Source organism: Azospirillum argentinense (assembly GCF_000632475.1).
GTDB classification, from domain to species: Bacteria; Pseudomonadota; Alphaproteobacteria; order Azospirillales; family Azospirillaceae; genus Azospirillum; species Azospirillum baldaniorum.
Map to the genome: position 1 here is coordinate 1837047 of NZ_CP007794.1, position 18486 is coordinate 1855532.

Sequence of the window (18486 nt, forward strand, 5' to 3'; positions counted from 1 at the left end):
CAGCACTATAAGGCTTGGGCTGCGCCGCGCCAGTGCTTGCCCCCACCCCGGCCCTCCCCCGCTTCGCGGGAGAGGGAGAATCACGTCCCCTCCCCTGCGCAGCGGGGGAGGGTTAGGGTGGGGGCAACATCGGAACCACCTCACCCCACCCGCGCGCGCACCGCGGTCAGCAGGCTGCACAGCCCGCGGTCGTGGATGCCGATGGCCTCCAGATGGGCGACCGTGTTGGCCAGATAGTCCAGGTTCGGGCCGCGCTCGCCACGGCAGCAGGCGATGCGCTCGGCCATCGCGGTCTCGTCCATGCAGCCGCAATACTGCCGATGGCGGCGGTCCACGATGAAGGTGCAGGCGGTGACCGGCGCCCCGCCGTCGCGCGGGCGCACCGGCAGCAGCTTGGGCCGGTAGACGCGGTTCAGCATCTCGCGGTCCCACAGATAATCCAGCGTCTCCGGCACCCGCTCCGCCGCCACGCGGAAGACGATGCCCCGGCAGGAGCCGCCGCGGTCCAACCCGAGCACCAGACCGGGCCGCTCGGGCGTGCCGCGGTAGCGGTGGGAGGAGACACAGAAGCGGCGATGGTAGCCGCCCAGCACCGCCGGATGGCGCTCCAGAAAGGGGAACTCCGGGTTCCACATCAGCGAGCCGTAGGCGAAGACCCACAGGTCGGCGCCGGGCGTCACGGCGATGTCGGTGGACCAGGAAGAGGCGGATGATGCCAGACGCTGCGTCGGTGCGGTGACCGGAAGCTCGGCAACAGGCGATTGCGTATCGAGCAGCATGACCCTTAAGTAATGCAGCGTGCGCCGACTGGTGGCGACACGGTGAATGCTAGCACGGCCCCAGGCCGCCCGCTATAAGGTGGGTGCCACAAAACGGAAATGCCACAGATGCGCGTTCGGAAGATCTTGGGCTTCGCCGTTCTCGCCCTGGCCCTGCTGGCCGGCGCCTATTCGGTGTGGTGGTGGCAGGCCGCGGCGGCGGTGGAGCGCGGCGTGCTCGCCTGGATGGACGAGCAGCGGGCGGTGGGCGCCGTGGTGGCCCATGGCGGGCTGGGCGTCGGCGGCTACCCCTTCACCATCCGCGCCGCGCTGGAGGCGCCACACTTCGCCACCCGCGACGTGGAATGGCAGGGCGCCCGGCTGGTGGCGGAGGCGCCGCCCTGGAACCACACGCGCATCGCCCTGTCGTTGCCCGGCGAGCAGCGGGTGACGGTGGTGCAGGCGAACCAGCCGCCCTTCACGCTGGTCGCCCGCGACGGCGGCCATGGACATGTCGGCCTCACCCTGACCGGCCAACCGGTGGAGGCGCAACTGGCCTTCACCAACCTCGTGGCGCAGCCCGACGCCCTGCCCGTTCCCATCGCCGCCCTGGACCTGACCGCTACCCAGCCCGCCGCGCCGCCGGCCAGCCACACCGACACCGGCCTGTCCGTCACGTTGGAAGCGCGCGGCGCCACCCTGCCCGACGGCGCTCCGGACTCGCTGGGCCGCGAGGTGCAACGGCTCCTGCTGACCGCCCGCATCCTCGGCCAGCCGCCGAAGCCGGAGCCGGTCAGCCTGTCGGCCTGGAGCCGCGACGGCGGCACGCTCCAGCTCGACGGGCTGAATGTGGATTGGGGACCGCTGAAGCTCGCGATGAACGGCACGCTGGCGCTGGACGCCGCCTTGCAGCCGCAGGCCGCGCTGACCGCGGAGGTGCGCGGGTATCAGGCGGTGCTGGACGCGCTTCAGGGGATGTTCCGGCCCAAGGAGCTGGCGATGGCCCGCACCATGCTGGGCCTGCTGGCCCGCCCCACCGGTCCGAACGGCGAGCCGGTGCTGACCGCCCCGGTCACCGTGCAGAACCGCGGGCTGTTCCTGGGTCCGCTGAAGGTCGCGGCGCTGCCGGCGGTGGTCTGGTAGGGCGACGTATTGCCCCCACCCTTCCCACGCTTCGCAGGAGAGGGAGAAACAAGTCCCCTCCCCTGCGTCAGCGGGGGAGGGTTAGGGAGGGGGCAATACGCCGCTAAACAACAGCCTCACGCCGCCTTCAGCATCCCCTGCATGTCCTCGTAGGACGGCAGATGGTCCAGCTTGCCGACCGCGGACACCGCCATCGGGCCGGCGAAGACGCGGTTGGCCGCCGCCGCCACATCCTCCGGCGTCACGGCGTCGATGCGTTCGAAGATCTGCTCGATGGTCCGCACCTCGCCGGTGCGCAGCAGCGTGCGGGCGAAGCGGTCGGCGCGGCGCATGGTCGATTCCAGTGACTTGCCGACCGAGAAGCGCATCTGCTCCTTCGACCGCTCCAGCTCCACCGCGGTCACACCGTCACGGGCCTTGCGCAGCTCCTCGAAGAAGACCGGCACCAGCTCCGCCACCTCCTCCGGCCCGGTCCCGGCGTAGAAGCTGAGCGCGCCGCCGTCGGCATACTGGATGGGTGCTGCGTAGACCGAATAGACCAGCCCGCGCTTCTCGCGGATCTCCTGGAACAGGCGCGAGGTCATGCCGCCGCCAAGGATGTTGGCGAGGTGGCGCAACGCATAGCTCGCCGAGTCCTCGGTGCCGACGCCGGGGAAGGCCGCCATGAAATGCACCTGCTCGGCGTCACGCTTCAGCAGCGCCGCACCGCCCTTGTTGACCACCGTCTCGTGGAACGGGTCGTCCTTGGCGGTCAGATGGCCGAACAGCGCCTCCGCCCGGCGCACCACCGTGCCGTGATCGACGTTGCCGGACACCACATAGACCATGCGGCGCGGGTCGTAATGGGACACATAGTCGAACAGATGCTCCCGCCCGAAGCCCGCGACGTTCTCCTTCGGGCCGAGGATCGGGCGGCCCAGCGCCTGCCCGTCGAAGGCGGTGCGGCGCAGCGCCTCGTAGACCACGTCCTCCGGCTCGTCGGCGTAGCGGCCGATCTCCTGGATGACCACGCCGCGCTCCTTCTCCACCTCCTCCTCCGGGAAGACGGAGTTGAGCACGATGTCACCGATGATCTCGCAGGAGACGTCGACGTGCTTGGCGGCCATCTGCGTGTAATAGGCGGTGACGTCGTAGTCGGTGTAGGCGTTGAACTCGCCGCCGCGGTTCTCGATCTCCAGCGCGATGCCCAGCGCGTCGCGGCTTTCCGTTCCCTTGAAGATCATGTGCTCCAGGAAATGGGCGATGCCGTTCACCGCCGGCCGTTCGTTGCGCGCCCCGACGCCGACCCAGACGCCGCTGGTCACCGTGCCGAGATGCGGCAGGTGGTCCGTCAGCACGCGGAATCCGTTGGCGAGGGTGGTCAGTTGGATCGTCACACAGGGTCTCCTGGTAGGGCACGGGATCGCCCGGAACATCGGGGGCGTTGCATTGACGTGGGGCGCCGTCCGCGCAGGAACAACGCCCCGCGGTTTGGGGTCAAGTGCGTCGTCAACCGCGCGGTGGCGTCAAAGCGGCGCTGAGGGCGCGGCGGTTGCGGTGGGCGCGCATCAGCAGCGGCGCTGGAACGTCGCCCGGCACCAGCAGACGCCCGCCCGGCAGCAGCCGCACGCCGTGCCGCTCCAGTTCGTTCAACAGCTCTGCCATGGACCTGCGCATGGTCGTCCTCCACCGAGCAGACTTTCACTGCTCGCATCATGGCGGAGAAGTTCGATAGGATCGATGCGGATCATCCTATCTCGCCGATAGGATGATCCTATTCATTCCTCAATGCCGGCTTTTCAGGGAGGCCAGACGGTCGGACAGGCTGCTGGGCGCCGGCTTCGCTCCGGTGGCGGCATCGAGCGCCGCCTTGATGTTGGGATCGTCCTCTTCCGGCTTGGACGGCTTCAGCAGGCGGGCCTTGGCGCTGGACGCCTCCGCCTGGGCAAGATCGCGGGCCGCCGCGTCCTGCATCGCCTTCAGCGCCGTGCCAAGGCTGGAGGTGGCGCCGCTCAGCCCCGCCGCCTGCCGTGCCGCCTCCGCCCGCTGCTCGGCCATGTCGCGCTGCTGGGCGGCGCGGCCCATGTCCCGTTCGGCCCGCTGCAACGCGCTGCGGGCGGCCTTCAGCTTGCCGCCGGCCTCGGCGTAGGTCATTTCAAGCATGGTCAGGAACTCGCGCGCGTCCACGGCGTCCTGCTCCTCCCGATCGATGTCCGGAGCCATCTGCTCCAGCATCCCCACCAGCGTTTCCAGGCTCTTTTCGAGCTGGGCCTTGCGGCCGGCGTCGGTTTCCGCCTCCATCTGGCGCTGCAGATGTTCGGCGGCGGCCATGCGCTGGCGGGAGAGTTGAAGGATGGCCTCCGCCTCCTTCTGCTCCTTCTCATAGGCGGCGCGGGCCTGCGCGACCTGAAGGCCGAGACTGTCCAGATGCTCTTCCATCGTGCGCAGTTCGGCCTCCGTCGCGGCCTTCGGGTCCCAGCGCACCAGGGCTTCCACCGCCGACTGGACGGCCTGATCGGTCTTCACCCCGACGAGGTTGCGGATGAACGAGATCATGGTTGCGGTTCCTCTCTGTTTCGGCGGGTCTTCACCCCGCCATGGCTCCGGCGTTCAGCAGCGCGACGGCGATCTGGAGTCCGGCCAGCGCCGTGCCCGCCGCGACGTTGCCGGATTCGATCATCGTGCGCAGGTCGCGGAACAGCCAGATGGCGATCAGGAAGGTAATCAATTGCAGCACCAGCGCAACGGCTCCCCAGATCAGGATGTCCGCCAGGACGAGGCTGGTCGCCAGCGTTGCCGCCAGCGGAATCGCCAGCGCCACCATCGTGCCGCCCAGCACCACGCCGGCGGCTTGGTTGCCGCTCGCCAGCAACTCGCGCTCGTGCAGCGGGGTGACCGCGATGTAGACGGCCACCCCGATCAGGAACAGGGCCAGGGTCGCTCCGAAATGCAGAAGCAGCAGCGGCAGGCCGGATTCGAGGCCTTGCAGGATTTGCGCGACGCTGGTGTCCATGGTGTCTTCCATAGGGGCTGGCGGGATCGGGCGGGAAACGAGGGAGATGGCCTCAAGAAAGGGAGAGCGAGGCGGGATTGACGTCGATGCCGGCGCGGACCTCCACCCACGCCTCGCCACCGTCCTCCACCGCCGTGACCAGCACATACTCGGTCCGCGGCGCCGGGTCCGCGGCGCCGGTGGGAGCCGCGTAGAGCATGGCGGTCAGGCGGCGGGTGCGGCTGCCGCGGTGGTCGGTCAGCGTCTCGTCGAAGGTGACGGGGGCGATGCGGGACGCGCCGGGCGACCATTGCCGCCCGTACAGCTTGCCGTCCTTGGTCTGGAACTGCGGGTAGCCGATCATCCCGTCGGCAGGGTCCAGCCAGAAGCCCCATTCGTCGTTGTCGGTGGGGTGCACCTCGTCCAGGACGCTGAACCAGCGGCATTCATCCGGTGCGCTCCCGGTTCCCAGATGAAGCTGATAGAAGCCGCTCCCGCCGGGAAGATAAAGCCGGTGCAGGGTCACGCCGCCGCCCGTCAGCGTGCCGACGGCCGCCACGCTGACCATCGAGCCGGCGCCCTCCGGCGCCGTGGCCTTGATCGCGCCGCCGCCCAGCAGGAAGGGCGTGGGATCGGGCGTCAGCGTCATGCCCACGCGGAACAGCGACGGTTCGTAGGACGCGCCGGTGGCCTTGGCCTTCACGATGCCGGCGGCGGTGCTCCAGGGAGAACGGGTCATGGCGGAACCTCCGGATCGGGAGCCCGACGAGCGGCGGCGCAGGACGGTCACGGCCACCACCATCCCCCCGACGAGCACAATCAACAGAAGCAGGGTGCCCAAGCCCCCTCCGGAGCCCCCATCGGACTCTCCTGGGGAAGCCGGCGTCTGCGGCGTGGCCTGCGCGACGTCGCGCGGGATGTCGGGGGGCAGGTAGTTGGGATCGCGCGGCCGGTCCTCCTGCGCGCGCAGGCGGGTGTCGAGATCGTCCAGGCGGCGGCGCAGGTCGGGGTCGTCCTGCGCGCGCCGCTCCGCCTCCGTGCGCCATTCGGCGTAGCCGGGGTCGCCCTGGTGGTTGTGGAACCAGTCGGCGTAGCCGGGGCGCGACAGGTTATCGAGCAGGAACCACAGGAACAGCCCATCCCACAGGCCGAAGCTGGGACGGCTGCCGTAGGCCCAGCCCGGCGGACGCCAGCCGCCGTACCAGCCGCCCGGCCCATAGCCGCCGGTGCGCCGCTGCCCCCAGCCCGCGCCGGAACTCGATCCCCAGCCGCCGCCCTGCCATCCTCCTCCGCCCCAGCCGGACCCGGAAGCGGACCCGGACCCGGAACGGGGAGGCGGCGCGGCGACCGGCGGGGTGCGTTCCCGCTGTTGCTGCTGCTGCTGCTGCGCCCGGTAGCGGTCCAGCGCCTCGCCGCTCGACCGCCGCGACACGCCCAGATCGCCGCCGCCGGACGGCGACCCGCCGGGCAAGCCATAGGACGGCCCGCTCTGGGGACGGTTGTAGCCGCCGCTGCCGGTCGACGGCGTGCGCGACGGGGCGGAGCGGGTGGAGAAGGACGGGGTGCGCACGGCCGGACGGCTGTATCCCCCGCTGGAGCTTCGGCCTCCGCCGGCCCGCGCCTCGACCTCCTGCGGCCAGAGCAGCGCGGCGGTGGCCGCGGCCAGCCCGGCGGGCACCGCCGCAGGGGCCGCGGCGGGCAGCGGCTGGAGCGGCGCCAGCGCCATAAGGACGCTCAGGAACCGGGCGATAATCCGGTGTCGAAGGGGCATGGGGCCTGCGCGCTGCCGTGGATGCACAGCCAGAACACCCTACATGCCCAATTGTTCGCCATCAACCTCTTCGCCGACGGGTTAGCCATGGTGATGCGGCGGTCCGTGCAGAAACCCCGGCGGGGCGTTCATTGCAAAGACCATGAGAAATTCAGGAAATCGCCGCCCCTCCACAGGGCCGGCGGGAGCAAGTTGTAATACCACTTCTATGGCCGGCGGCTGAAAACGTGTCGCAGGCGGAGCGTTGACTTGACGACTCCCAAGGAGGCGACGTAAGACATCTCCGTTCCGCGGAAGTTCCTTCCGGAATGGTAGGACCAGCGGCGTGGCAAGACGCCGCAAGGGCAAAAAAGCCGGGTCCGCGAGCGCGCCCCCCGGTCGGGGAATCGGACGACTGTTGAGCAACCTTGGATGAGAGGACCGCACCGTGCTTGAAGCTTACCGCCAGCATGTCGCTGAGCGTGCCGCGCTCGGAATTCCCGCCCTGCCGCTTTCGGCCAAGCAGACCGAGGAGCTGGTCGACCTTCTCCTGAACCCGCCACAGGGCGAGGAAGCCTTCCTGGTCGACCTCATCACGCACCGCGTCCCGGCGGGCGTCGACGACGCCGCCAAGGTCAAGGCCGCCTTCCTGGCCTCGCTCGCCAAGGGCAACGAGACCTCGCCGCTGATCTCCAAGGTCAAGGCGACGGAGCTGCTGGGCACGATGCTCGGCGGTTTCAACATCAAGCCGCTGATCGACCTGCTGGGCGACGCCGAGTGCGGCGAGGCCGCCGCCGCGGGTCTGAAGACCACGCTGCTGATGTTCGACTACTTCCACGACGTCAAGGAACTGGCCGACAAGGGCAACGCCAACGCCAAGGCGGTGCTGCAGTCCTGGGCCGACGCGGAGTGGTTCACCTCGCGCCCCGAGGTCCCGGCCAGCCTGACGCTGACCATCTTCAAGGTGTCGGGCGAGACCAACACCGACGACCTGTCGCCGGCCCCGGACGCCTGGTCGCGCCCGGATATCCCGCTGCACGCCCTGGCCATGCTGAAGAACCCGCGCCCCGGCATCGTGCCGGAGGAAGCCGGCGTCCGCGGTCCGATCAAGCAGCTTGAGGATCTGAAGGCCAAGGGCAACCTCGTCGCCTATGTCGGCGACGTGGTCGGCACCGGCTCCTCGCGCAAGTCGGCCACCAACTCGGTGCTGTGGTGGACGGGCGAGGACATCCCCTACGTCCCGAACAAGCGTTTCGGCGGCGTCTGCCTGGGCTCCAAGATCGCCCCGATCTTCTACAACACGATGGAAGACGCCGGCGCCCTGCCGATCGAACTCGACGTCTCGCAGATGGAGACGGGCGACACGGTCGAGCTGCGCCCCTACGAGGGCAAGGCGCTCAAGAACGGCGCGGTGATCGCCGAGTTCTCCGTCAAGTCCGATGTGATCTTCGACGAGGTCCGCGCCGGCGGCCGCATCCCGCTGATCATCGGCCGCGGCCTGACCGCCCGTGCCCGTGAGGCGCTGGGCCTCGCCCCGTCGACCCTGTTCCGCCTGCCGTCCTCCCCGGTCGACAGCGGCAAGGGCTTCACGCTCGCCCAGAAGATGGTCGGCCGCGCGGTCGGCCTGCCGGAAGGCCAGGGCGTGCGTCCGGGCACCTATTGCGAGCCGAAGATGACCACGGTCGGCTCGCAGGACACCACCGGCCCGATGACCCGCGACGAGCTGAAGGATCTGGCCTGCCTCGGCTTCTCCGCCGATCTGGTCATGCAGTCCTTCTGCCACACCGCGGCCTATCCGAAGCTGGTGGACGTCAAGACCCACCGCGAGCTGCCGACCTTCATCTCGACCCGCGGCGGCGTCGCCCTGCGTCCGGGCGACGGCGTGATCCACTCCTGGCTGAACCGCCTGCTGATGCCCGACACCGTCGGCACCGGCGGCGACAGCCACACCCGCTTCCCCATCGGCATCAGCTTCCCCGCCGGCTCGGGCCTCGTCGCCTTCGCCGCGGCCACCGGCGTCATGCCGCTGGACATGCCGGAATCGGTGCTGGTCCGCTTCAAGGGCGCGCTGCAGCCGGGCGTCACGCTGCGTGACCTCGTCAACGCGATCCCGCTCTACGCCATCCGCCAGGGCCTGCTGACGGTGGAGAAGAAGGGCAAGAAGAACATCTTCTCCGGCCGCATCCTGGAGATCGAGGGTCTGCCCGAGCTGAAGGTGGAGCAGGCGTTCGAGCTGTCCGACGCCTCGGCCGAGCGGTCCGCCGCCGCCTGCACCGTCCGGCTCAACAAGGAGCCGATCATCGAGTACATGCGCTCCAACATCACCCTGATGAAGTGGATGATCGCCAACGGGTACGAGGACGCCCGAACGCTCGGCCGCCGCATCAAGGCGATGGAGGACTGGATATCCTCCCCGTCGCTGCTTGAGCCGGACGCCGACGCCGAGTACGCCGCGGTGATCGAGATCGATCTGGCCGACATCAAGGAGCCGATCGTCGCCTGCCCGAACGACCCGGACGACGTGAAGCTGCTGTCGGAGGTTGCCGGCGACAAGATCGACGAGGTCTTCATCGGCTCCTGCATGACCAACATCGGCCACTTCCGCGCCGCCGGAAAGATCCTGGACGGGAAGACCGACATCCCGACCCGCCTGTGGATCGCCCCGCCGACCAAGATGGACGCCCAGATCCTGACCGAGGAAGGCTATTACGGCGTTCTCGGCAAGTCGGGCGCCCGCATGGAAATGCCCGGCTGTTCGCTGTGCATGGGCAACCAGGCGCAGATCCGCAAGGGTTCGACGGCCATCTCGACCTCGACCCGCAACTTCCCGAACCGCCTGGGCATCGACACGCGCGTCTATCTCGGCTCCGCCGAGCTGTCGGCCGTCGCCGCCCTGCTGGGCAAGCTGCCGACCCCGGCCGAGTATCTGGAGCAGGTGAGCGTCATCAACCAGAAGGCCGGCGACATCTACCGCTACATGAACTTCGACCAGATCAAGGAGTTCCAGGACGTGGCCGACACGGTCGCCGCCTGATCCACTCTTCCCCTCCCCCGCCCAGCGGGGGAGGCCGGGAGGGGGGCCAAGCACGAGGACTTCTGCGCTAATGAAAAGCCCCGCCGGGATCGCTCCGGCGGGGCTTTTCTTCTTCATTGCCGTGGGTCAACCACAGAGACGCTGAGACACAGAGGATTTGGAGGCGATGCGCCATCCATTGATTCTCTGTGTCTTTGCGCCTCTATGGCTGATCTTCCTTGCGATGCCACTTCTCGCAACTGACCAGCCGATGAGCCGGCCCCTTCACCGATGTCGGGCTGGCAGGATTCTATTCAACTTTCACGCAACACCTGATGCTCGACCATGGCTCGAATGAGTTTGAGCGCCAATGTTCGCCCATCGGCATCAAGTGCAGCAAAAGCAGCCAGCACTTCATCCTGTTCCATTTTCGGCGGTTCTTCCACGCCCAGGATCGCATTCGGCGTGGTCAGAAGCACCCGACAAATCCGCAAGAACGTCTGGAAATCGGGCTCGCGCGCTCCACGCACGTAGTTGCCGTAGCGGCCCACATCCAGCCCGGAACGCCGGGCGACTTCCGTGTCCGAAAGCCCGAGTTCTTCGGCGCGTGCCCGCAATGCTCGTCCAACCTCAATCATCGCTGCCAATTTGTTCTGGACGAAAGGGCTTGGGCGACTTACGTTTGGACGAAAATTTTCATACGTATCGTTTAAATGAATTCTGACGATCCGTTGGGAGGTCGCTATGAGCGTGTCCCGATCAGCCCTGCTCGCACCGTTCCTCGTCGCGCAGTTCGCAACCACCCCCGCCTACGCCGACGACCACATATCCGGATATGTCGCCCATCAGCGCTGGCTGCAAGCCGCCGATGTGGCCGCCAACGAGCAGGTTACCCACGAAATTTGCGGTTGGGGCTTCATCGATCTGCGCACGCCGTTCCTACAATCCGCGATCCGCCAGGGTGTCGATGCGCTTCTATGGGACGAGTTGGCCCAGCGATTCGACGGTGCCATCCGCGAGCGGCGGCGGACGGAAGCCATCCTGACCGCCCATGGGGCCAACGCTCCGGCTCAGCGCCTCTCCGGTTTGCACGCCACCGGCGGATGCTCCGAGACGGTGCGGGAGCGCATCCGGCGCTTGGCCTCGGCGCCGTCACCCGGTTGACGCCGTCCGCACAAGATAAGCGCGCGGTGACGCCCCCAGTGTCCGTTTGAACATTGTCGTGAAGGCCGCCGGGTTGTCGTAGCCGAGATCCAGCGCGACCGTCGTCACCGGAACCCCGGCGACCAGCCGCGGCAGGGCGGACACCAAGCACGCTTGCTGGCGCCATTCGACGAAGCTCAGCCCGGTCTCCCGCCGGAACAGCCGCGTGAAGTTGCGGCGGCTCATGCCCAGACCGTCGCTCCACGCCTCGATCGTCGCCTGGATCGTCGGCTCCTGGAGGAACCGCCGGCAGCGCTCCGCCAGGGCGGCGTGGGCGGGAAAGGGCAGCGACAGCGGCTCCACCGGCAACCGGCGCATCTCGTGCAGAAGCAGGGCCATCACCGCGCCGTCGTGGCTGTCCGGGTCGTAGTCCACCGGCACGTCGATCGCCCGCCCGATCAGACTGCGGAAGAAGGGCGACAGCGCCACCACCTCGCAGCGGCCCGGCATGGTGTCGGCCAGCGCGGGAGCCAGATAGAGGCTCCGCGTCATGACCATCCCGATCATGCGGACCTCGTGCGGGACGCCCGGCGGAATCCACAGCCCGCAATGGGGCGGCATCACCCAGCGCCCCTGGGCGGTGGACAGCAGCAGCGTCCCCGTCGCCCCGGACAGCAACTGGCCACGCCGGTGCGTGTGGGCGGCCAGCACGGTGCCGTCCGCGTGATCCTGTCCCAGGGTGATCAGCGGGCGGGGCGACTCCTCGACCGTCTCGATGCGCAGGTTCCGGACCATGGCCCAGTCTCGTAAGAAATCGGCCTGCCCGCGGTGGCAGGCCGTCGCGGCTCACCATAGGCTGTTGCTCCACACCAAGCAACGCGCCGCCCGCCGGCCAAGCGCCAAACCCGGCCAAGCGCCAAAAAAGGCTTCCTTCCGTGACCGACACCACCCTGTCCCGGCCCAAGGCCGGGGGGACGGCCCTGCCCGTCCTGGGGACGATCAGCGTCTGCCATCTGCTGAACGACCTGATCCAGTCCCTGCTGCCCGCGATCTACCCGATCCTGAAGGGCGGATTCGACCTCAGCTTCGCGCAGATCGGCCTGCTCACCCTGACCTACCAGATCACCGCCTCGCTGCTTCAGCCGATCATCGGGCTCGCCACCGACCGGCGGCCGGCGCCCTACTCCCTGACCATCGGCATGGGGGCGTCGCTGGTCGGGCTGGTCACGCTGGCCTTCGCACCGAACTACGCGGCGCTGCTGATCGGGGCGACCCTGCTGGGCTTCGGCTCCTCGGTCTTCCACCCCGAGGCGTCGCGGATCGCCCGTCTGGCCTCCGGCGGTGCGCATGGGCTGGCGCAGTCGCTGTTCCAGGTGGGCGGCAACGCCGGCTCGGCGCTGGGGCCGCTGCTGGCCGCCTACATCATCCTGCCGCGCGGGCAGGAAAGCCTGTCCTGGTTCGCCCTCGCCGCCCTGGGCGGCATGGCGCTGCTGACCGGCATCGGACGCTGGTACGCGCGCAGCGACCACGCCCGCCCGGCTCGCCGCGGCGCCGCGGTCCGTCACCCCGGCCTGACCCGCGGGCAGGTGAACCGGGCGCTGGCCGTGCTGATGGTGCTGATCCTGTCCAAATACGTCTATCTGGCCTGCCTCACCAGCTACTACACCTTCTTCCTGATGGAGCGGTTCGCCATGGCGCCGGACTCCGCGCAGCTCTGCCTGTTCGTCTTCCTGGCGGCGGTGGCGGCAGGGACGATCATCGGCGGGCCGGTCGGCGACCGGATCGGGCGCAAGACGGTCATCTGGATCTCGATCCTCGGCATCCTGCCCTTCACGCTTCTGCTGCCCCATGTCGGGCTGACGGCGACGGTCGCGCTCAGCGCGGTGATCGGGCTGGCCCTGGCCTCGGCCTTCCCCGCCATCATCGTCTACGCGCAGGAACTGATGCCCGGCCGCGTCGGCATGGTTTCCGGGCTGTTCTTCGGTCTGGCCTTCGGCATCGGAGGCATGGCCGCCGCCGGGCTCGGCGTCCTGGCGGATTGGAAGGGCATCGGCTTTGTGTTCCAGGCCTGCTCGGTCGTTCCCCTGCTCGGCCTGTTCGCCGCGCTGCTGCCCAACGTTTCCCCGCACAAAGACTCCTGACCCCCCTGAAGGCCGCGCCGTCCCTGGCGGCGCGGCCTTCCCTTCTCGGAATTCCCACAAATCCGTCATGGTCATATTGCAAATGCGAATCATTCTTATTATCATTCGATGCAGGCCGGACGTTCTCGCCTTTGCTTGCCGGCCCTGATCCGATTGGCCCACAGGATTGCCCAGAGAGAGACCATGAACGTCACGATCATCTATGGCTCCGACGGCGGCGCGACCAAGTCGGTCGCCTCGCGCATCGCGAAGAAGATTCAGGGGAAGACCGTCGACATCGCCCGCGCCTCCGCCGCGGATTTCGAGAATTGCGACCTGCTGATCCTCGGCGCGCCGACCTATGGCATCGGCGATCTGCAATGCGATTGGGAGGCCAATTTCGGCACGCTGAAGGCCGCCAACCTGAACGGCAAGAAGGTCGCCCTGTTCGGCACCGGCGATCAGGTGACCTACCCGGAGTCCTTCGTGGACGCCATGGGCACGCTCTACGATCAGGTGGTGGCGCAGGGCGGGGTCGTCGTCGGCTTCACCGACACCACCGGCTACGAGCATTCGGGCTCCACCGCGGAACGCGACGGGCGGTTCGTCGGGCTGGCGCTCGACCAGGACAACCAGTCCTCCCAAACCGACAAACGGATCACCGCATGGATCAGCCAACTGGCGTGATGCCCCATGATGGGTTGACCCATGATGGGTTGGCCATGCCTGTCCATCTGCTCGGTCACCATCTGTACGAGTACAGCAAGGGTGTCCGGCCCATGGTCATGATGACGCTCAGCACGCGGGACGCCGACACGGTGATCCGCAAGCTGGCGGAGCGGTTCGTCGACTACCACGTCCAGACGGTGACCGAGGCCAAGGTCAACGTCTTCTTCGGCAACCCGGCCTGCGTCGCGATGGTGCGGAGCGTGGTGTGCAAGCCGCTGAACCAGCTGACGCCGGAGGAGGACTTCATCCTCGGCACCCTGCTCGGCTACGACCGCGAGCAGCAGTGCCGGCGCTTCCTGGCTATGGCCCATGCCGGAAGAGAGGGGGCCGGAAGGGAGGGGGCCGGGCGGGACGGGGCGGTGTCCTGATCCATCCGTCAGGACACCGTCTCCACCATCCGGAAAAAGGCCGTTTCGGCCTCGACAGGCCGGGCCGCCGTCGTCCAGACTGCTTCCCCAAATAGAATGGAAAACAACCAAGGGGAGGCAGGGATGGCGGCGGCTCCGTCCGGGATGATGTTCGAGAATCCCACGAACGGCCAGCGGGAGGCGGTGACCAACCGCGAGATTCTCTGGGCCTTTCTGCTCGGACCCGTCTACTTCGCAAAAAAGGCCGAGTGGCTGCACGCCGCAATTCACGCGGCCCTGATCCTCATCTCCATCCCACTGTGGCCGGTCGGCGCCCTGATGACGCTGGGCGTCTGGGTCGGCTACGCCTGCGCGGCGCCGACGATCCTGGAATACCGGTACCAGAAGATGGGGTGGGAGAAGGTCGCGGGCTGAGATGTGACGGGGCGCCGTCGCTGGTGCCCCCACCCAACCCTCCCCCGCACAGCAGGGGAGGGCTTTCAAAAGCCCAGCTCAGCCGGTTACGCCGAACTCCTCGGGAGTCAGCACCAGCACGCCGTCCTCGTCGGCGAAGACCAGATCGCCGGGGTTGATGCGGATGCCGGCCAGAGTCACCGGCAGATCCTTCTGGCCCTCGCCGTTGCGGACGGTCTTGCGCGGGATCGCCGCCAGCGCCTTGATGCCGAGGTCCAGCGTGGCGAGCACGGCGGCGTCGCGGACGCAGCCGTGAATGACCACGCCCTCCCAGCCGTTCTTCACCGCGTCCTTGGCGATCAGGTCGCCCATCAGGGCGGCGCGCAGGCCGCCACCGCCGTCCACCACCAGCACCTTGCCCCGACCCGGCGTGCCCAGCACCTCCTTGACGCGGGAATTGTCCTCGAAGCACTTCACGGTCACCGCGGCGCCGCTGAATTTGCAACGCTGGCCGAAATCGCGGAAGACGGGGTCGGCGACGCGGGCGGTCTTCTCGAACCGGTCGTAGAGGTCGCAGGTGCTGTCGAAGTCGGTCATGCGCTTTCGCTCCCCTTCTTTAGGTATTGGCGAAAGAATACCCATAGATCGGCGATGGTCAATCCTCCGGGGCGGCGATGGCCCCCGTGCTGGTGCGCTCCAGGATGGCGCTGCGGCGGAAGCGGTAGAGTTCGGCGGGGCGCCCGCCGGTCTGGCTCTCATACTGGCCGGTCGGCTCCACCAGCCCGCCGGAGATCATCAGACGCCGGAAATTCTGCTTGTGCAGCCGCTCGCCGGACAGCGCCTCCACCACCTGCTGAAGCTGGTGCAGGGTGAAGGTCGGGGGCAGCAGCTCGAACACGATGGGGCGGTACTTCAACTTGCCGCGTAACCGCTCCAGCGCCGTCGCCAGGACGCGGCGGCCGTCGCGGGCCATCGGGCGGCCCAGCGCGCGGGGCATCTCCAGCCGCACCGTGCGCTCCTCCACCCCCGCCCGGCGGGCCAGGTCGTGGTCGCGGAACGCCTCCACCACCAGCCCGGCCTCGTAGAGAAGTTCGTAGCGCTCCAGCACCCGTTCGGAGTCCCACTCCCCGCCGTCCAGGGCGAAGGCCATGCGGGCGCGCTCGCCGCGGCGGGCGCGGGCGGGCTCGTCCGGCGCCGCGGCGACCCAGCGGGCCAGCGCCGGGCGGATCACCGAATCGAGCAGCGCCGGCGGCGAATCGCGCCAGTCCTCCCAGGGGAAGAACTCGTACAGGCCGCGCCACTCCGCACCGTCGATGCGCAGCGGCGCCTCGCGCAGCAGCGCCAGATAGCCGACCACCAGCGACCGCGGGCCGCCGAACAACTCGTGCGGGTCGCGGTAGCGGTCGCCGAAGCTGTAAAGCTGTTCGACATAGCGCAGGGTCAGCCCGGCCGCGTCCTCCGCCACCGCGCGCAGGCCGTCCTGAAGCGTGCGGAAGCGTTCGGGATCGAAGGGGGCGCCCGGCAGGGCGTCGCGGTGGGGCGGCGGCTCGTCGCCGCGGCGGTGCGATTCGGGAATCTCGAAGCCGCTGCGCACGGTCACCACGCGCGGCTCGGCGCCGTTCGCCGGGGACACGCCCACCGAAACGATGGCCGCCGTCAGGCCGATTTGTGTTTCCGAGCCGATCCGTGTTTCCAAGCCGATCCGTGTTTCCCCTGCCACGCGCCACCCCGTTGCCGATCCGTCGGCGGCAGGATAAGCGGCCCGCCGCGGCAAATCACCGGTCTTTCCGCCGGGTACCCCCGTGAAATCTCGCCGCAAGCCGGCCCGGCATGACACTTTTGTGACTCCCACGGGCGCCGGGGATGTTACACCAGCCGCGACGCTGAGGCTCGCGCGCGTCCGTGCGGGTCCCCAGCAGTGCAGGCCGGCGTAAGTTGGAGAACCACGCATGCTGAATTTGTTCCGGGCCCTGATGCCGCGCGAAGAACGGTTTTTCGACCTGTTCGCCGAGCATGCCCGGACCGTCGCCACGGGCGCCGAGGCGCTGCGGGCGATGATGGCCAGCGGCCAGGACCTGGAGGAGCGGTTCCAGACCATCCGCCGGGTCGAGAGCGAGGCCGACGCCATCGAGAAGGAGATCCAGCTCGCTGTCCACCGCACCTTCATCGTGCCCTTCGACCGTTCGGACATCCAGGAACTCGGCAAGCGGATGGACGACGTGCTCAACCTCATCGAGGAGACCGCGCGTCACCTCGTGGAGGCGGGCTTCACCGACTACACACCGGAAATGCACGCCCAGGCCGATGCCATCGTGCGCTGCACCGCCCGGCTGAGCGCGGGCATCCCCCTGCTCCGCGACATCCCCAAACACGTCGAGCAACTCCACGCGATGACCGCCGAGGTCTCGCGGATCGAGAGCGAAGGCGACCGGCTCCTGCGCGAGGCCAATCACCGGCTGCGCGACGAGAGCGGCGGGCTCGACTCCCCCATCACCCACCGCCACGCCCTTCAACGCGAGATCATCGAGCTGCTGGAACGCGTGCTCGATGCGTGCGAGGACGTGGCCGACACCATCGACGGCATCATCGTCGAACAGGTCTGATCCCATGGAAGCCGCTACCCTCGCCCTGCCCATCCTCATCGGGCTGATCGGCGTCGCCCTCCTCTTCGATTTCCTCAACGGGCTGCACGACGCGGCCAACTCCATCGCAACGGTCGTCTCCACCCGCGTGCTGTCGCCGCGGACCGCGGTCGCGATGGCCGCCTTCTTCAATTTCATCGCCTTCCTGTTCTTCGGGCTGCATGTGGCGACCACCATCGGCACCGGCATCGTCGGGGCGGGGGTGGTGGATCCGCACGTCATTTTCGGCGCGCTGATGGGCGCCATCGTCTGGAACGTCTTCACCTGGTGGCTGGGCATCCCGTCCAGTTCCTCCCACGCGCTGATCGGCGGCCTCGTTGGGGCCGGCGTGGCGAAGGCCGGGCTGGACGCCGTGGTGGTGTCCGGTCTGGCGAAGACCGCCGCGGCCATCGTGGTCTCGCCGGTGGTCGGCTTCCTGCTGGCCAGCGTGATGATCGTGGCGGTGTCCTGGATATTCCGGCGCAGCACGCCCTTCGCGGTCGACCGGCTGTTCCGCCACATCCAGATCGGCTCCGCCGCGCTCTACAGCCTGGGACACGGCGGCAACGACGCGCAGAAGACCATGGGCATCATCGCCGTCCTGCTCTATTCCCAGGGCCTGTTGGGGGAAACCTTCCACGTGCCCTTCTGGGTGGTCATCACCTGTCAGGCCGCGATGGGGCTGGGCACGCTGTTCGGCGGCTGGCGCATCGTCAAGACCATGGGCTCCAAGCTGACCGACCTGAAGCCGGTCCAGGGCTCCTGCGCGGAGACCGGCGGCGCCATCACGCTGTTCGTCGCGACGTGGCTCGGCGTGCCGGTCAGCACGACCCACACCATCACCGGGGCGATCATCGGCGTCGGCGCCGCCCGCCGCACCAGCGCGGTGCGCTGGGGGCTGGCGCAGGGCATCGTCATGGCCTGGGTCATCACCCTGCCGGCGACCGCCGTCGTCGGCGCGCTCTTCTACGAGCTGTCGCTGGCGCTGTGGTGACAGACCCGGCGGGGCCGGCGGGCCGAAAGGCCCGCCACCGGTTCCGCCCCGGCGGCACAAGCCCTGGAGACACGGCGCAAAACGCGAAAAGGGCGGCCCGAGGCCGCCCTTTTTCGTACCATCCGCGCTGTGTAATGGAGCGGGCGAAGGGATTCGAACCCTCGACCCCAACCTTGGCAAGGTTGTGCTCTACCCCTGAGCTACGCCCGCGCCGCTCCAGCGGAGGAGCGCCCGTATACGCCCCGGCGACGGCCAAGGCAAGCCTATTTTTTCACGCGACACCATTCCGTGCGTCGAGGCAAGGCGGGCACGGCTGGACTGCAGGCCAGGACGGGCCGCCCCTCGCCGATTGCACGAGGAAACATACCATCATATGTTAGGCTGAGGTTTCCGGAGTGAAATTACCCTTCCCTTGTTTTGAATGTCTGCGCATTCGAAATTGTTTCCTCTAACATGCCGATGACGCTCCGCAGGGGGGCTTCG

19 protein-coding genes and 1 tRNA gene are annotated in these 18486 nt (G+C 68.4%); 9 read left to right on the top strand and 11 right to left on the bottom strand.

The window, feature by feature from the left end; genetic code table 11:
• Positions 1 to 140: 140 nt before the first annotated feature.
• On the bottom strand, positions 141 to 779 hold the full coding sequence (locus ABAZ39_RS22350) for a gamma-glutamylcyclotransferase (RefSeq protein WP_051658361.1): 639 nt from the start codon (positions 777 to 779) through the stop codon (positions 141 to 143).
• Positions 780 to 887: 108 nt separating this feature from the next.
• On the opposite strand from ABAZ39_RS22350, the gene ABAZ39_RS22355 reads away from it, so the two are divergent.
• A complete protein-coding gene (locus ABAZ39_RS22355; protein WP_040135055.1) occupies positions 888 to 1901 on the top strand; it encodes a DUF2125 domain-containing protein in 1014 nt (337 codons plus the stop codon).
• 116 nt (positions 1902 to 2017) lie between these two features.
• Here ABAZ39_RS22355 and ABAZ39_RS22360 read toward each other — a convergent pair whose 3' ends face one another.
• The 5 genes from ABAZ39_RS22360 to ABAZ39_RS22375 all read right to left on the bottom strand — a co-directional run bounded on the left by ABAZ39_RS22360 (position 2018) and on the right by ABAZ39_RS22375 (position 6598).
• Positions 2018 to 3277, bottom strand: a complete 1260-nt coding sequence (locus ABAZ39_RS22360) for a M16 family metallopeptidase (RefSeq protein ID WP_040135057.1) — start codon at positions 3275 to 3277, stop codon at positions 2018 to 2020.
• 112 nt (positions 3278 to 3389) lie between these two features.
• Positions 3390 to 3557 carry a hypothetical protein gene (locus tag ABAZ39_RS36595; RefSeq protein WP_200885640.1) on the bottom strand — a complete coding sequence of 56 codons (168 nt, stop codon included), beginning with the start codon at positions 3555 to 3557 and terminating at the stop codon, positions 3390 to 3392.
• 108 nt (positions 3558 to 3665) lie between these two features.
• Positions 3666 to 4436 carry a hypothetical protein gene (locus tag ABAZ39_RS22365; protein WP_040135059.1) on the bottom strand — a complete coding sequence of 257 codons (771 nt, stop codon included), beginning with the start codon at positions 4434 to 4436 and terminating at the stop codon, positions 3666 to 3668.
• Positions 4437 to 4467: 31 nt separating this feature from the next.
• Positions 4468 to 4893 carry a DUF350 domain-containing protein gene (locus ABAZ39_RS22370; RefSeq protein WP_051658362.1) on the bottom strand — a complete coding sequence of 142 codons (426 nt, stop codon included), beginning with the start codon at positions 4891 to 4893 and terminating at the stop codon, positions 4468 to 4470.
• A gap of 52 nt (positions 4894 to 4945) precedes the next feature.
• Positions 4946 to 6598, bottom strand: a complete 1653-nt coding sequence (locus ABAZ39_RS22375) for a DUF2491 family protein (RefSeq protein ID WP_051658363.1) — start codon at positions 6596 to 6598, stop codon at positions 4946 to 4948.
• Positions 6599 to 7070: 472 nt separating this feature from the next.
• On the opposite strand from ABAZ39_RS22375, the gene acnB reads away from it, so the two are divergent.
• Positions 7071 to 9656, top strand: a complete 2586-nt coding sequence (gene acnB / locus ABAZ39_RS22380) for a bifunctional aconitate hydratase 2/2-methylisocitrate dehydratase (RefSeq protein ID WP_040135065.1) — start codon at positions 7071 to 7073, stop codon at positions 9654 to 9656.
• 293 nt (positions 9657 to 9949) lie between these two features.
• Here acnB and ABAZ39_RS34620 read toward each other — a convergent pair whose 3' ends face one another.
• Complete coding sequence (locus ABAZ39_RS34620) at positions 9950 to 10273, bottom strand: helix-turn-helix domain-containing protein (protein ID WP_247875032.1); 324 nt, start codon at positions 10271 to 10273, stop codon at positions 9950 to 9952.
• A gap of 106 nt (positions 10274 to 10379) precedes the next feature.
• Between ABAZ39_RS34620 and ABAZ39_RS22385 the strand changes: the two genes are divergently transcribed.
• Positions 10380 to 10799, top strand: coding sequence for a hypothetical protein (locus ABAZ39_RS22385; RefSeq protein WP_040135067.1), 420 nt, complete (start codon positions 10380 to 10382; stop codon positions 10797 to 10799).
• Here the strand turns inward: ABAZ39_RS22385 and ABAZ39_RS22390 are convergent.
• Complete coding sequence (locus tag ABAZ39_RS22390; protein WP_051658365.1) at positions 10788 to 11573, bottom strand: AraC family transcriptional regulator; 786 nt, start codon at positions 11571 to 11573, stop codon at positions 10788 to 10790. The genes ABAZ39_RS22385 and ABAZ39_RS22390 overlap by 12 nt on opposite strands.
• A gap of 140 nt (positions 11574 to 11713) precedes the next feature.
• Here ABAZ39_RS22390 and ABAZ39_RS22395 point away from each other — a divergent pair, with 140 nt between their 5' ends.
• The 4 genes from ABAZ39_RS22395 to ABAZ39_RS22410 all read left to right on the top strand — a co-directional run bounded on the left by ABAZ39_RS22395 (position 11714) and on the right by ABAZ39_RS22410 (position 14409).
• Entirely contained in the window at positions 11714 to 12919 is a 1206-nt protein-coding gene (locus ABAZ39_RS22395) for an MFS transporter (protein WP_040135069.1), read from the top strand.
• 183 nt (positions 12920 to 13102) lie between these two features.
• Positions 13103 to 13585, top strand: coding sequence for a flavodoxin FldA (gene fldA, locus ABAZ39_RS22400; protein WP_040135071.1), 483 nt, complete (start codon positions 13103 to 13105; stop codon positions 13583 to 13585).
• Between the two features lie 35 nt (positions 13586 to 13620).
• The gene (locus ABAZ39_RS22405; RefSeq protein ID WP_040135074.1) at positions 13621 to 13995 is read left to right on the top strand and encodes a DUF2023 family protein; all 375 of its coding nucleotides are present in this window, start codon (positions 13621 to 13623) and stop codon (positions 13993 to 13995) included.
• Between the two features lie 123 nt (positions 13996 to 14118).
• Positions 14119 to 14409, top strand: coding sequence for a hypothetical protein (locus ABAZ39_RS22410; protein WP_040135076.1), 291 nt, complete (start codon positions 14119 to 14121; stop codon positions 14407 to 14409).
• Positions 14410 to 14487: 78 nt separating this feature from the next.
• Here the strand turns inward: ABAZ39_RS22410 and rraA are convergent, their stop codons facing one another.
• Together rraA and ABAZ39_RS22420 are read right to left on the bottom strand one after the other, a co-directional pair.
• Positions 14488 to 14985 carry a ribonuclease E activity regulator RraA gene (gene rraA, locus ABAZ39_RS22415; protein ID WP_040135077.1) on the bottom strand — a complete coding sequence of 166 codons (498 nt, stop codon included), beginning with the start codon at positions 14983 to 14985 and terminating at the stop codon, positions 14488 to 14490.
• Between the two features lie 58 nt (positions 14986 to 15043).
• Positions 15044 to 16084: an NUDIX hydrolase gene (locus ABAZ39_RS22420; RefSeq protein ID WP_040135079.1), complete on the bottom strand. Its 1041-nt coding sequence runs from the start codon at positions 16082 to 16084 to the stop codon at positions 15044 to 15046.
• Positions 16085 to 16337: 253 nt separating this feature from the next.
• On the opposite strand from ABAZ39_RS22420, the gene ABAZ39_RS22425 reads away from it, so the two are divergent.
• Complete coding sequence (locus ABAZ39_RS22425; RefSeq protein ID WP_014197657.1) at positions 16338 to 16991, top strand: DUF47 domain-containing protein; 654 nt, start codon at positions 16338 to 16340, stop codon at positions 16989 to 16991.
• Positions 16992 to 16995: 4 nt separating this feature from the next.
• Positions 16996 to 18003, top strand: coding sequence for an inorganic phosphate transporter (locus ABAZ39_RS22430; RefSeq protein ID WP_014197658.1), 1008 nt, complete (start codon positions 16996 to 16998; stop codon positions 18001 to 18003).
• Between the two features lie 135 nt (positions 18004 to 18138).
• Here ABAZ39_RS22430 and ABAZ39_RS22435 read toward each other — a convergent pair.
• Positions 18139 to 18213, bottom strand: a tRNA-Gly gene (locus ABAZ39_RS22435).
• Positions 18214 to 18486: the final 273 nt, after the last annotated feature.

Coding starts and splice junctions, on each gene's coding strand:
- ABAZ39_RS22350 (WP_051658361.1), bottom strand. CDS start 779: ATGCTGCTCGATACGCAATCGCCTGTTGCCGAGCTTCCGGTCACCGCA.
- ABAZ39_RS22355 (WP_040135055.1), top strand. CDS start 888: ATGCGCGTTCGGAAGATCTTGGGCTTCGCCGTTCTCGCCCTGGCCCTG.
- ABAZ39_RS36595 (WP_200885640.1), bottom strand. CDS start 3,557: ATGCGCAGGTCCATGGCAGAGCTGTTGAACGAACTGGAGCGGCACGGC.
- ABAZ39_RS22365 (WP_040135059.1), bottom strand. CDS start 4,436: ATGATCTCGTTCATCCGCAACCTCGTCGGGGTGAAGACCGATCAGGCC.
- ABAZ39_RS22370 (WP_051658362.1), bottom strand. CDS start 4,893: ATGGACACCAGCGTCGCGCAAATCCTGCAAGGCCTCGAATCCGGCCTG.
- ABAZ39_RS22375 (WP_051658363.1), bottom strand. CDS start 6,598: ATGGCGCTGGCGCCGCTCCAGCCGCTGCCCGCCGCGGCCCCTGCGGCG.
- ABAZ39_RS34620 (WP_247875032.1), bottom strand. CDS start 10,273: ATGATTGAGGTTGGACGAGCATTGCGGGCACGCGCCGAAGAACTCGGG.
- ABAZ39_RS22385 (WP_040135067.1), top strand. CDS start 10,380: ATGAGCGTGTCCCGATCAGCCCTGCTCGCACCGTTCCTCGTCGCGCAG.
- ABAZ39_RS22390 (WP_051658365.1), bottom strand. CDS start 11,573: ATGGTCCGGAACCTGCGCATCGAGACGGTCGAGGAGTCGCCCCGCCCG.
- fldA (WP_040135071.1), top strand. CDS start 13,103: ATGAACGTCACGATCATCTATGGCTCCGACGGCGGCGCGACCAAGTCG.
- ABAZ39_RS22405 (WP_040135074.1), top strand. CDS start 13,621: ATGCCTGTCCATCTGCTCGGTCACCATCTGTACGAGTACAGCAAGGGT.
- ABAZ39_RS22410 (WP_040135076.1), top strand. CDS start 14,119: ATGGCGGCGGCTCCGTCCGGGATGATGTTCGAGAATCCCACGAACGGC.
- rraA (WP_040135077.1), bottom strand. CDS start 14,985: ATGACCGACTTCGACAGCACCTGCGACCTCTACGACCGGTTCGAGAAG.
- ABAZ39_RS22425 (WP_014197657.1), top strand. CDS start 16,338: ATGCTGAATTTGTTCCGGGCCCTGATGCCGCGCGAAGAACGGTTTTTC.
- ABAZ39_RS22430 (WP_014197658.1), top strand. CDS start 16,996: ATGGAAGCCGCTACCCTCGCCCTGCCCATCCTCATCGGGCTGATCGGC.